We start from the raw sequence: 12,422 nt of genomic DNA, 5'->3' as shown, positions 1-12,422 counted from the left end.
AACATGGAACTGGAAGCGGGGTGGCGCATGGGAGCGGCCGGTATCGAGGCGGCCACGGGCTTGGTCGGACGGGTGGACCTGTCCCGGCTGGTGAACCCTTCATCCGTGGCGATCATTGGAGCATCGGACCGTCCGGGCAGTCTGGGTTCACGAACAGTCGCAAATCTTCTCGACCATTCGGACTTCACTGGCACGGCGTACCTGATCAGCCGGACCAAGAAGACCATCCACGGCCTGCCCTGCCATCAGAGCGTGCTGGACCTGCCGGAGTCCCCCGACGTCGCCCTGCTGGTCGTCCCCGCCGCGCAGACGCTCTCCGTGCTGCGCGAGTGCGCCCAGAAGGGGACCCGGTTCGCCATCGTCTTCACCTCCGGGTTCGGCGAGATGGGTGAGGAGGGCAAGCGGGCCGAGGCGGAGATGGCGCAGATCGGCCGCGAGTCCGGGATGCGCATCTACGGGCCCAATTCACCGGGCCTGTGCAACCTGAACCGGCGGCTCGGCCTGATGTTCTCCCCGTCGTTCCACCTGGACCAGTTCGCCGGCCCGATCGGCCTGGCCACCCAGGGCGGCGGCATCGGCCGCTGCTTCCTGCAGGCCATGGAGCGCGGCGTCGGCGTCGGGTTGTGGGCGTCCACCGGCAACGAGGTCGACCTGACCGTCGCGGACTTCATCCGCCACTACGCCGACGACGACGCCATCACCGTCATCGCCAGCACCATGGAGGGCGTCAAGAACGGCCCCGCCTTCGTGGACGCCGCACTGTACGCCGCCGAGCGCGGCAAGCCGGTCATCGCGCTGAAGGTCGGCCGCTCCGACTACGGCGCCCGGGCCGTCGCCTCGCACACCGGCTCGCTGTCCGGCGCCGCCGAGGTCAACAGCGCGGTGTTCCGGCAGGCCGGGGTCGTCGAGGTCGACGACATGGACGAGCTGATCGACACCGCCGCGCTGTTCGCCCGCAAGCGGCCCACCGGGCGCGAGCGGGTCGCCGTGTACGGGTTCTCCGGCGGCGGCTGCGCGCTCGGCGCCGACGCCGTCGGCAACGCCGGGCTGGAGCTGGCCGAGTTCTCCGACAAGACGCTGGCCCGGGTGCGCGAGGTGCTGCCGGACTACGCCGCGGTGACCAACCCGGTCGACGCCACCTCCGACATCCTCAACCGCACCGAGATCGGCTACGAGAGCCTGCGCGCCGTCGCCGACGACCCCGACGTGGGCCTGGTGCTCTACCCGTTCCCCTGCGACTACGAGGAGCTGACCGAGGCGATCGGCGCGTCCATCGCCCAGGTCCAGCGGGAGACCGAGACGCCGATCCTGCCGGTGTGGATGAGCGACCGGCTCGGTCCCGGCTACGACGAGCTGGTCAAGGGCGGGCTGGTCCCGGTGCGCAGCGTTCGCAACGGCACCGCGGCGTTGCGCCGCTGGGTCGAGCGGGGCCGCTGGACCCACCAGGAGGGGTGGCGCCCGCTCGGTGTCGCGCCGTCCGGCGGCGAGCGGATCGTGCACACCGAGCCGATGGCCAAGAAACTGCTGGACCGGCACGGCGTGCCCGTCCCGGCCTCCGGAGTCGCCGCGACCGCGGACGAGGCGGTCGCCGTCGCCGAGCGCGTCGGGTACCCGGTGGTCCTCAAGGTGGTCAGCGCGCAGATCACCCACAAGAGCGACATCGGCGGCGTCGCCGTCGGCCTCGCCGACGCCGGGCAGGTCCGCGCGGCCTACCACCGGATCCGGGAGGCCGTGCCGGCCGCCCGGCCGGATGCGGAGGTTGGCGGCGTGCTGGTGGAGGCCATGGCCCCGGCCGGTCTGGACGTCCTGGTCGGCGTCTCCCGCGACCCGGTGTTCGGCCAGGTCGTCACCTTCGGCCTGGGCGGCGTCCTGGTCGAACTGTTCGGTGACGTGTCCCGGCGGCTGCTGCCGCTCACCCCGGACCAGGCCCGCGCCCTCGTCGACGAGCCGCGCTGCGCCGCCCTGCTGCACGGTGTGCGCGGCGGCGAGCCCGGCGACGTGGACGCCCTGGTCGACCTGCTGGTCAACGTGTCCCGTTTCGTCGAGGCCAATGCCGCGGCCGTGGACGAACTCGAACTCAACCCGGTGCGGGTGCTGCCCGCGGGACAGGGCGTCGTCGCCCTGGACGCGGTGCTGGTCACCACCGGGCCCGTGGAGGCAACCCAGTGATCAAGACCGAAATCGGCCAGACCACCCCGGACCGCATCACCGTCCGCGGCCACGACCTGGCGAACGAGCTGATCGGGCAGATCGACTTCGTCGACATGATCCTGCTCGTCACCATCGGGCGCCGGTGTGAGGGCAACGAGAAGGACATGCTCAACGCCATCATGGTGACCGTCACCGACCACGGGCTCACCCCGAGCGCGCTGGCCGCCCGGCTCACCTACCTCGGCGCCCCCGAGGCGCCGCAGGCGGCGGTGGCGGCGGGCCTGCTCGGGGCCGGCAGCGTGTTCCTCGGCGCCATGCAGGACGCGGCGGTCATGCTCCGCGAGGCCGGCCGGGACCTCACCGAGGACAGCTCGGACGAGGAGATCGCCAAGACCGCCCGCGAGTTCGCCGCCGCGCGCCGGGCCGCCCGGGCGCCGCTGTACGGGCTCGGCCACAACATCCACGTCGACGGCGACCCGCGGATCCCGGTGCTGCGCGCCGTGTCCGAGCGTAACGGCTACTTCGGCCGGTACTGGCGGCTGCTGCTGGCCCTGGACGAGGCCAGTTCCACGGTGTACTCGCGGCGGCTGCCCGCCAACACCGCCGGAGCGGTCGGCGCCATGGTGCTCAGCATGGACCTGCCGTTGCACCTGGCCCGGGGCCTGGCCCTGGTCGGCCGGTGCGCCGGCCTGCTCGGCCACCTCATCGAGGACGAGCAGGCCCCGATCGGTCAGGAGCTGTGGGACCTGGTGCTGCGCCAGGACGAGCGGAACAAGCTGCCCGGGGATCCCCGATGAGGAGCCCGGACCTGACGAGGAACATGGACCGAGCGGAGAGCCCGGGCCGCCGAGCCGCCGAGGAGTGCCGCCATGCTGCGCGCTGACATGAACGAGACCCTGTCCCGAGTGGGGCGGGGCACGCCGATGGGTGAGTTGTTCCGCCGGTTCTGGCTGCCCGCGGTGCTGACCTCCGAAGTCGCCGAGCCGGACTGTCCCCCGGTGCGGCTGCGCATTCTCGGCGAGGACCTGGTCGCGTTCCGGGACTCCTCCGGAAAGATCGGCATTGTCGCCGCGTACTGCTCACACCGGTTGGCGCCGCTGTTCTTCGGGCGCAACGAGGAGGGCGGGCTGCGCTGCGTCTACCACGGCTGGAAGTTCGACACCGGCGGCCGGTGCATGGAGACGCCCAACGTGCCGCCCGGCGCCCCGGACATCCGCAGGAACGTGGGCATCACCGCCTACCCGGTGCACGAGAGCGCCGGGGTCGCCTGGATCTACATGGGGCCGAAGGAGGTGCAGCCGCCGTTCCCCGCACTGGAGTACGCCAACGTCCCGGCCGAGCACGCGTTCGCCGCCCGCTGGCTGCAGCGCACCAACTGGTCGCAGGGCATGGAGGGCGAGATCGACAGCTCGCACATCAGCTGGCTGCACCGCGACTTCGACAAGAACACCACCAAGCAGAAATCGACCGGCGCGCAGATGTCCAGCGACGCCGCCCCGCACATCGAGCTGCGGCAGACCGAGTACGGCCTGGTCTACGGCGCCCGCCGCGAGCACGAGGGTCAGTACCTGTGGCGGGTCACCCAGTTCATCCTCCCCATGTTCAGCCTCATCCCGCGGGCACCGGGTGACTTCGTCTCGGGCGGCGGCCGGGCCTGGGTGCCGGTCGACGACAACCACACCACCGTCTTCACCTTCGGCTACCGGGTCGACCAGCCCATCGGCCAGGAGGAACTGGACACCTACTACAACAGCGGCGCCCTGTTCCCGCCGCGGATGGAACCTGGCCGGTACGAACTGCCCGACGGGTACGCGATCGACACCTGGCTCCCGCTCGCCAGCAAGGAGAACGACTACCTGCTGGACCGGGAGATGCAGCGCACCGTCAACTTCACCGGCATCTGGGGCGTGCACGACCAGGACCGGGCGCTCGCCGAGAACTCGCGCAGCATCGGCGGTGCCGACCCCGGCATCATCGACCGGTCCGCCGAGCACCTGGTCAGCTCCGACCGGGCGGTGGTCGCCGCCCGGCGGATCCTGATCAACCTCACCGACGCGCTGAAGAAGGGCGTGGAACCGGCCGTCGTCGCCGACCCGGACGCGTTCGGCGTCCGCGCGATCAGCAAGCTCACCCCCATCGCGAGCTTCGACGAGTTCATGGCGGCCTATGGCGAGGAGACCCGGGCGACCGGCGTGTGCCGGCCGGTCCCGGTCGAGTAGGGCCGGCGGATGAGCGCACGCACGCTCGGGCTCGGCCTGGTCGGGCTCGGCCTCGCCGGAGGCGTGATGGCATCGGCCGCCCACACCCATCCGGGCATCCGGCTGGCGGGGGCGGCCGACCCCGACCCCGCACTGAGAGAGCGGTTCGCCGGCGCGGAGGGGCTGCCGGTCCATCCCGGCATCGAGGGGCTGCTGGCCCAGCCCGACGTGGACGCGGTGTACGTGGCCACGCCACACCAGCTGCACCGCGAGCACACCGTCGCCGCGGCCCGGGCCGGCAAGCACGTCGTCGTCGAGAAGCCGATGGCGCTGACGGTCGCCGACTGCGACGCCATGATCGAAGCGGCCGGGGCGGCCGGCGTGGTCCTGGTCGTCGGGCACACCCACGGGTTCAACCCGGCGGTGGCGCTCATCCGGGATCTGGTCGGCTCCGGCGGGTACGGCTCGCTCGGCATGATCGCGCTCTGGAACTACACCGACTTCCTGTACCGGCCGCGCCGTCCCGAGGAGCTGGACAGCGCCCGCGGCGGCGGCATCCTGTACAACCAGATCCCGCACCAGGTCGACATCGCCCGTACCGTCGCCGACCGGCCGGTGCGCTCGGTGCGCGCCACCGCCGCCGTCCTCGACCCGGATCGCCCCACCGAAGGGGTGTGCGCCGCGCTGATCGAGTTCGAGGGCGGCGGCGCCGCCAGCCTGGTGTACAGCGGCTACGACCACTTCGACAGCGACGAGTTGCACGGCTGGATCGCCGAGGGCGGGGGCACCAAGACACCCGCGCACGGCACCGCGCGGCGCCGGCTGGCCGGACTCACCCCCGAGCAGGAGCAACGGTCGCGCACCGCCGACTTCGGGTACGGTGCTCGCTCCCCGCTGCCACCGCCGCACCAGCCGCACTTCGGCGAGCTGGTGGTCACCTGTGCCGGCGCCGACCTGCGCTGTTCGGCGGACGGTGTCACCGCCTACACCGACCGCGGCGTCGAGCAGCTGGCCGTGCCGCGGACGCAGTGGTGGCCGGGCCGGGGGAACGTCCTGCAGGAACTGGTGGACGCGGTCGTGCACGGCCGGCCCGCACAGCACGACGGCGCGTTCGGCCGGGAGACCGTCCGAACCTGCCTGGCCATCGCCGAGTCCGCCCGCGAGCGGCGCGAGGTCTTCCTCAGCACCCAGGAGGTGTCCATCCATGTCCCAGTCCGCTAAGCCCCTGACGGTCCGTGTGCAGGCGGTGCGCTGGGAGGCCGAGTCGGTCCTCTCCTACGAGTTCCGTAGCCCGGACGGGGCGGCGCTGCCTCCGTTCACCGCCGGTGCCCACATCGACCTGCACCTGGGCAACGGCCTGGTGCGCGGCTATTCGCTCTGCGGTGACCAGGCCGAGACCGACCGCTACGTGGTCGCGGTCAACCGCGACCCGAACAGCCGCGGCGGCTCGGAGTGGATTCACGCCAACGTGCGCGCCGGCGAAACGATCACAGTGTCCGCGCCGCGCAACAACTTCCCGCTGACCGAGGACGCGGAGCACAGCGTGCTCATCGCCGGAGGCATCGGGATCACGCCGATGCTCGGCATGGTGCGTCGGCTGGCCGCACTCGGCCGCGACTGGACGCTGTACCTGGCGGTGCGCGCTCGTGGCCAGGCGGCGTTCCTGGACGAGCTGACCCGGCTGGCCGGTGACCGGCCCGACCGGATGCGATTGCACGTCGACGAGGAGAACGACGGTGCCTTCCTGGACATCGAGGCCGTGGTCGCCACGGCGGGCGACACCGCGCACCTGTACTGCTGCGGGCCGGTGCCGATGCTGGAGGCGTTCGAGAAGGCCACCGCGGAGCTGCCGCCGGAGCGCCGCCACCTGGAGTACTTCGCGGGCAAGGACGACGTGGCCACCGAGGGTGGGTTCGAGGTCGAGCTGACTCGCACCGGGATCACGCTGACCATTCCCGAGGGGTCCACCATCCTTGACGCGGTGCTGGAGGCCGGGGTGGACATGCCGTACTCGTGCGGCGAGGGCGTCTGCGGTTCCTGCGAGACCCGGGTGATCTCCGGCACGCCCGACCACCGGGACCTGATCCTCACCGACCAGGAAAGGGAGGCCGGCGAGACCATGATGATCTGCTGCTCCGGCAGCAGTAGTGCCCGGCTCGTCTTGGAGCTGTGAACGGGCCCGCGGGCGGACCGCGACCGACGAGCCGACAGGGCCGGCTGGGCCGGCCAGGCCGAAAAGGAGGAACGAGTGGCTGAGATCGTGCTGGGCATCGGCACCTCGCACAGCCCGCTGCTGGCCATCGAGCCCGCGCTGTGGGCCGAACGCGCCAAGGACGACTACCGTAAACAGGAGCTGTACCTGGCCGACGGCCGGGTGGTGTCCTACGCGGAGCTGGCCGAGGAGATCGGCGACCGGTACGCCGGCCGGGCCGTGCCGGAGAACTTCGAGAAGCAGGCCCTGCAGGCGCAGCAGGCGCTGGACCGGCTGGCCGCGGCCATCGCCGGGGCCGAACTGGACGCACTGGTCGTCATCGGCGACGACCAGGAGGAGCTGTTCAGCCGGGCGCACATGCCGGCGATCGCCGTCTACAACGGCCCGGAGATCGTCACGCACCCGAAGAACGAGGTCAGCCCGAACCTGCCCGGCTGGTACCAGGAAGCCAACAAAGGCTACAAAATGGACGCGGTGCACCGCCACCCGGTCGCCGTCGACCTGGCCGATGGCGTGATCGAGGGGCTGATCGAGGCGGGCGTGGACGTCGCGGTGGCCAGCGAGGTGACCGATCCGCACCAGGCCGGCTTCGGGCATGCCTACGGCTTCGTCATCGACCGGCTCTGCGGTGACCGGCCGATCCCGATCCTGCCGGTCATGCTCAACACCTACTTCCCGCCCAACGTGCCGCGGCCCGGCCGCTGCTACGACGTCGGGCAGGTCATCGGCCGGACCCTGGCCGCGCTGCCCGGCGGACAGCGGGTCGGCGTGGTCGCCTCCGGCGGGCTGACCCACTTCGCGGTCGACGAGGACCTCGACCGGCGGCTGCTGGCCGCCCTGGAATCAGGGGACGTGGACGCGCTGCGCGCGCTGCCACCGTCCGGCCTGCGTTCCGGCAACTCCGAGATCCTTAACTGGATCATGACCGCCGGGGCGGTCGACGGCCTGACCGTGACCGACTCCGAGTACATCCCGGTTCAGCGCACCCCCGCCGGGACCGGCATCGGGCTCGCCTTCCTCGTCTGGCGGCCCGCCCCCTCTGCACCCGGGAGCTCCCTGTGATCATCGACGCGCACGGCCACCTCATCACCCCGCCCGCGGTCTTCGCGGTGCGCACGGTCCTGCAGGCATCCAACGGCCAGCACTCCAAGGAGTGGTACCTGGACCGGTACATCCGGGACGAGGAGATCACGGCCTCCGCCGACAAGGGCGTCCGGCTGATGGACCAGGTCGGCACAGACGTCCAGATCATCTCGCCGCGGCCGTTCGTGCTGATGCACTCGCACCCGGTCGTCAAGGACGTGCGGCTCTGGGTGGAACTGCAGAACGACCTCATCCACCGCACCGTCTCGCTGCACCCGGACCGCTACCGCGGCATGGCCGGACTGCCGCAGGTGACCGGAGAGCCCGTCGAGATCGTCTTCGACGAGCTGGAGCGCGCCATCGGCGAGCTGGGCTTCGTCGGCGTGCTGCTCAACCCCGACCCGGACGAGGGTGGCGGCCGGTCGCCGCGGCTGTCCGACCCGTACTGGTATCCGCTGTGGGCCAAGCTGGTCGAGCTGGACGTGCCCGCGCTGATCCACAGCGCCGGCTGCCGCGGCCGGGAGACCTACGACGAGCACTTCGCCACCGAGGAGAGCCTGGCGGTCACCTCGCTGGTGCACTCCGAGGTGTTCGACCGGTACCCCGATCTGAAGATCATTGTCAGCCACGGCGGCGGCTCCATCCCGTACCAGATCGGCCGCTGGCGCGCGCACTGGTGGCTGGACCTGGCGACCAAGAAGAAGCACATCGCGCAGTACTTCCGCGACCTGGAGCACGCCGGGATGAACGGCGAGCCGCTGCCGGCCGCCCCGGCCGACCTGACCAGCTTCGACGACGCGCTGCGGCAGTTGTGGTTCGACACCGACGTGCACAGCTCCCACTCGCTGGAACTGCTCTTCCGTACCGTCGGCACCGACCGCTGCCTGTTCGGCACCGAGCGCCCCGGCAGCGGCGGCGCGATCAACCCGGCGACCGGCCGCTCCTTCGAGGACTTCAAGTACACCATCGACCGTATCGACTTCCTGACGGACGAGGACCGCGCCCTGATCTACGAGGGCAATGCCCGTCGCGTCTTCTCCAGGCTGGCCCGGTGACCGCCGTGACGGCCGGAGCGGTCACCGCCGAGCTGGTCCGGGAGGCAGCCACGCTGCCCGCGGCCACCCTGCACGAGGCCGCTGGGAAGATCGGCGCGCTGCCGGCGGCGATCGGCCCGGTCCGCCCCGGCATGCGGGTGGCCGGCCCGGCGCTGCCGGTGCTCAGCCCGCCCGGGGACAACCTGTGGCTCCATCGCGCCATCTACGCGGCCGAGCCCGGCGACGTGCTGGTGGTGGCATTCGGCGACGGAACCGACCCGCTGGAGTACGGACACTGGGGCGAGGTCATGGCGGTCGCGGCTCTGCACCGCGGCATCGCCGGACTGGTCACCTCAGGCGGCGTCCGGGACGGTGACCAGATGGCCGAGCGCGGTTTCCCGGTGTTCGCGCCGTCGCTGTGCATCCGCGGCACCGGCAAGGACCCGGACGGCCGCGGCTCGGTCAGCGCGCCGGTCCGGATCGGCGGTGTGACCGTGCACCGCGGCGACCTGGTGGTGGCCGACGGCGACGGCGTCGTGGTGCTGCCCGCGGCTGACGCCGCCGGGGCGGTGCGGGCCGCGGCCCGGCGTGAGGCCGCCGAGCAGGAGATCTTCGACAGGCTCGCCGCCGGCGAGAGCAGCCTGGACATCTACCGGCTGCCCGGTGAGGGGGAGCGGTGAGGCGGCGCAGTGTCTTCGTCCCCGGCCTGGAGCACGGGACGAACCCCATTCCGGCGGCCTCCCGGGTCGGCCCGCTGCTGGCCACCGGAGGCGTCCGCGGCGTTGACCGGATGACCGGTGAGCTGCCGGCGGACGTCCCCGGCCAGGTTCGGCACGCGTTCGCCAACCTGCGGGCCGTGTGCGAGGCCGGTGGTGCCACCACCGGAGACGTGGTGCACGTGACGGTGTTCGCCGCCGCCGACGTGCGGGCCGCGGTGAACGAGGAGTGGGTCGCGATGTTCCCTGACCCGGCCTCCCGGCCCGCCCGGCACCTGATCCGGCACGACCTGCCGGGCGGGATGCTCGTGCAACTGGAGGCCACGGCGTACGTGACGGAAGGAGAGACGGATGGGTGACGATCTGGTCGCACGGCTCGGCGCGCTGGACACCTGCGCGGTGTCGGACGCGATGGACCGGCTGGGCCTGGCCGGGACCGTGCCGGGCCTGGCCCCGCTGACCGGGCACCGCCGCATCGCGGGCCGGGTCACCACGGTGCGGCTGGGCGACGCGGCCGACACGCCGCCGAGCGGGCGGCATCTCGGCACCGCCGCCGTTGAGGCGTCCGGGGCCGGTGACGTCATCGTGGTCGAGCACGGGCGGACCGACGTGTCCGGCTGGGGCGGCATCCTGTCGCTGGCAGCGGTCGGCCGCGGCGTCGAGGGGGTGATCGTGGACGGCGCCTGCCGCGACGTCGACGAGAGCCGCGAGCTCGGACTGCCGCTGTTCGCCCGTGCCGCCGTCCCGGTCACCGCGCGGGGCCGCGTGGTCGAACGTGACTGGAACGTCCCGATCACGATCGGCGGGGTCGGCGTGGCCCCGGGCGATCTGGTGATCGCCGACGGCAGCGGGGTGGTGTTCCTGCCCGCGGCGCGCGCCGGGGAGATCCTCGCCGCCGCCGAGCAGATAGCCGAACGAGAACGGGCGATGGCCGAACAGGTGAGGGCGGGCGTGCCCGTGTCCCAGGTGATGGGCGCCCGCTACGAGACGATGCTGCAGGAGAACCGATGAGCACCACGACGACCACCGCGGCCGACAGCGCGGCCGACAGCGCGATCATCGCCGCGCTCAAGACGCTGAGCTGCACCGACGTCAGCGACGCGATGGACCGGCTGGGCATCGCCGGGCACTGCCTGGGAATCATGCCGCTGGACCGTTCGTTCCGGCTGGCCGGCCGCGCCTGGACGCTGCGCTACGGCCCGGTGGGCCGCGACCCTGGTACGGTCGGCGACTACATCGACGATCTCGGCCCCGGCCAGGTCGTGGTGCTGGACAACCAGGGTCGGCTGGACGCCACCGTCTGGGGCGACCTGCTGACCTACACGGCGGTCCGCAACGGCGTCGAGGGCACCGTCATCGACGGCGTGTGCCGCGACGTCGATCGCTCGGTCACCACCGGCTATCCGGTCTTCTCCCGCGGCAACTGGATGCGCACCGGCAAGGACCGGGTGCGCGTCGAGGAGATCGGCGGCCCGGTGTCGGTCGGCGGTGCCCGGGTCGAGCGGGGCGACTGGCTGCTGGGTGACGGCGACGGCGTACTGTGCATCCCGGCGTCCCGGGTGCACGAGGTGATCACCGCCGCCGAGGAGATCCGGAACGCCGAGGAGCGGATCCGCGATGCGGTGCGGAACGGCCGCTCGCTGCGCGCCGCCCGCGAGGACGTTGGCTACCACAGCCTCCAGACGAGGCGCTGAGGCCGTCGGCGTCCCGGGTTCCGGGGCGCCGGCGGCACCGTGGTGGAACCGCCGCCCGGCCGTTTTCCGGAGCGGGGCCGATGGTGAGAGACAAGGCAGGGTGAGATGAGAGTCAGCGTTGATTTGGACCGGTGTGTCTGCACCGGCACGTGTGCGTTCGTGGCACCCCAGGTGTTCGCGATCGAGAACCACAGCGAACTCGTGGTGCTCCGGCCCGAGCCGGACGAGTCCCTGCGCGACCTGGTCCTCGACGCTGAGGAGCAGTGTCCCACCGGCGCCATCCAGGTCACCGGCTGACGGCCGCGGCCTCGCCCTGACCCGCCCGGCCGGACGGGTCAGGCGCCGCGGCCGAAGACGGTGTCGCGGACCTCCAAGACGATCTCGAGCAGCCGGTTCTCGTCGGCCTGGATCCGCTTGGAGGGGCCGATGATGCCCAGACCGACGATCTCGTCCCCGACGCTGCCCGAGACGGCGAAGGAGCTGACGCCGACCGTGCCCTCGTCGACGGACCGGAACCAGCCGAGCTCGCGGTGCTTGCGCACCTCCTCCTCCAACTCCCGGGGGTTCGTCTTGGTGTTCTCGGTGAGCCGGGGGAGCGGCTTGAGGCGCAGCAGCCGGCTCAGGTCATGCTCGTCGAGCCCGCTCAGCAGTGCCTTCCCGATCGCGGTTCCGTTGATCGTGAACGTGTCGCCGACCTCCACCACGTACCGCAGCCGGTGGCCGCCCTGGGAGACCGCGACGATCTTTATTCGGTCCCCGGTGAGCACCGCGCACGAGGCCGTTTCCCCGGAGCGCTGCGCGAGCAGGCTGCTCGCCTCCGCGCCGAACGCCGACAGCGCGTCGTTCTCGGAGATGGCGGTCGCGGTGGCCAGCAGCCGGCCGGTCGGGTAAAAGCGCCGCGTCGTCGCGGTGCGGCTCACGTAGCCCAGCTCGTGCAGCGTGTTCAGCAGATCGGAGCTGCTGCTCTCCGGGATGTCCAGCAGACGGGCCACCTCGGATTTGGTGAGCTCCCGCTTCTCCCGCGCGAAGATCTCGAAAAGTGCCATCGCCCGGGCCGCCGCGGGCACTGTGGTGCCGCCGGCCTCCACCGGTCCCCCCCGCGACCGTCGTCCGCGTCGTGCGGGCGCGGTCGGTTCCGCAGCCTGTGCCATTGGCAAACCCTCTCACAGTTTTCGCACACATAGGCGCTGCGCGACATCCGTCCCTGATACCCAACGGGCGGAAGGCGACAATCAGATGATCAATACCAGACGTGTGATAAAGGCAGAAAAGTCGCAAATCGCGTCCGCCGCCGGTTCGATCGATGGTGCCGCCAGGCGCCGTCGGTCACGGGT

At 71.8% G+C, this 12,422-nt stretch carries 13 protein-coding genes; 12 read left to right on the top strand and 1 reads right to left on the bottom strand.

Annotation, left to right across the window (positions count from 1 at the left end; genetic code table 11):
* Window positions 1-3: 3 nt before the first annotated feature.
* From ACQP0P_RS44480 to ACQP0P_RS44425, 12 genes are all read left to right on the top strand, one after another.
* Window positions 4-2,169: an acetate--CoA ligase family protein gene (locus tag ACQP0P_RS44480; RefSeq protein WP_433368260.1), complete on the top strand. Its 2,166-nt coding sequence runs from the start codon at window positions 4-6 to the stop codon at window positions 2,167-2,169.
* The gene (locus tag ACQP0P_RS44475) at window positions 2,166-2,948 is read left to right on the top strand and encodes a citryl-CoA lyase (RefSeq protein ID WP_386312195.1); all 783 of its coding nucleotides are present in this window, start codon (window positions 2,166-2,168) and stop codon (window positions 2,946-2,948) included. Before ACQP0P_RS44480 ends, ACQP0P_RS44475 begins: the two co-directional genes overlap by 4 nt.
* Before the next feature lie 72 nt (window positions 2,949-3,020).
* The gene (locus ACQP0P_RS44470) at window positions 3,021-4,370 is read left to right on the top strand and encodes a Rieske 2Fe-2S domain-containing protein (protein ID WP_433368257.1); all 1,350 of its coding nucleotides are present in this window, start codon (window positions 3,021-3,023) and stop codon (window positions 4,368-4,370) included.
* Between the two features lie 9 nt (window positions 4,371-4,379).
* On the top strand, window positions 4,380-5,570 hold the full coding sequence (locus ACQP0P_RS44465) for a Gfo/Idh/MocA family protein (RefSeq protein ID WP_433368254.1): 1,191 nt from the start codon (window positions 4,380-4,382) through the stop codon (window positions 5,568-5,570).
* Complete coding sequence (locus tag ACQP0P_RS44460; RefSeq protein WP_433368251.1) at window positions 5,554-6,522, top strand: PDR/VanB family oxidoreductase; 969 nt, start codon at window positions 5,554-5,556, stop codon at window positions 6,520-6,522. The genes ACQP0P_RS44465 and ACQP0P_RS44460 overlap by 17 nt, the downstream gene beginning before the upstream one ends.
* A 75-nt stretch (window positions 6,523-6,597) precedes the next feature.
* A complete protein-coding gene (locus ACQP0P_RS44455; RefSeq protein ID WP_433368248.1) occupies window positions 6,598-7,623 on the top strand; it encodes a hypothetical protein in 1,026 nt (341 codons plus the stop codon).
* Complete coding sequence (locus ACQP0P_RS44450; RefSeq protein WP_433368246.1) at window positions 7,620-8,699, top strand: amidohydrolase family protein; 1,080 nt, start codon at window positions 7,620-7,622, stop codon at window positions 8,697-8,699. Before ACQP0P_RS44455 ends, ACQP0P_RS44450 begins: the two co-directional genes overlap by 4 nt.
* Window positions 8,696-9,358: an RraA family protein gene (locus ACQP0P_RS44445; RefSeq protein WP_433368243.1), complete on the top strand. Its 663-nt coding sequence runs from the start codon at window positions 8,696-8,698 to the stop codon at window positions 9,356-9,358. Before ACQP0P_RS44450 ends, ACQP0P_RS44445 begins: the two co-directional genes overlap by 4 nt.
* Window positions 9,355-9,753: a RidA family protein gene (locus tag ACQP0P_RS44440; RefSeq protein ID WP_433368241.1), complete on the top strand. Its 399-nt coding sequence runs from the start codon at window positions 9,355-9,357 to the stop codon at window positions 9,751-9,753. The genes ACQP0P_RS44445 and ACQP0P_RS44440 overlap by 4 nt, the downstream gene beginning before the upstream one ends.
* Window positions 9,746-10,405, top strand: coding sequence for an RraA family protein (locus ACQP0P_RS44435; RefSeq protein WP_433368238.1), 660 nt, complete (start codon window positions 9,746-9,748; stop codon window positions 10,403-10,405). Before ACQP0P_RS44440 ends, ACQP0P_RS44435 begins: the two co-directional genes overlap by 8 nt.
* The gene (locus ACQP0P_RS44430) at window positions 10,402-11,088 is read left to right on the top strand and encodes an RraA family protein (RefSeq protein ID WP_433368235.1); all 687 of its coding nucleotides are present in this window, start codon (window positions 10,402-10,404) and stop codon (window positions 11,086-11,088) included. Before ACQP0P_RS44435 ends, ACQP0P_RS44430 begins: the two co-directional genes overlap by 4 nt.
* Window positions 11,089-11,193: 105 nt before the next feature.
* Entirely contained in the window at window positions 11,194-11,385 is a 192-nt protein-coding gene (locus tag ACQP0P_RS44425; protein WP_433368232.1) for a ferredoxin, read from the top strand.
* A 38-nt stretch (window positions 11,386-11,423) separates the two neighbouring features.
* Here the strand turns inward: ACQP0P_RS44425 and ACQP0P_RS44420 are convergent, their stop codons facing one another.
* On the bottom strand, window positions 11,424-12,134 hold the full coding sequence (locus tag ACQP0P_RS44420) for an IclR family transcriptional regulator (protein ID WP_433368229.1): 711 nt from the start codon (window positions 12,132-12,134) through the stop codon (window positions 11,424-11,426).
* Window positions 12,135-12,422 lie beyond the last annotated feature (288 nt).

Origin of the sequence: Streptosporangium sp. CA-115845, from assembly GCF_050943795.1 — a bacterium.
Classification (GTDB): Bacteria; Actinomycetota; Actinomycetes; order Streptosporangiales; family Streptosporangiaceae; genus Streptosporangium.
This window is presented reverse-complemented; position numbering and strand designations above follow the sequence as displayed.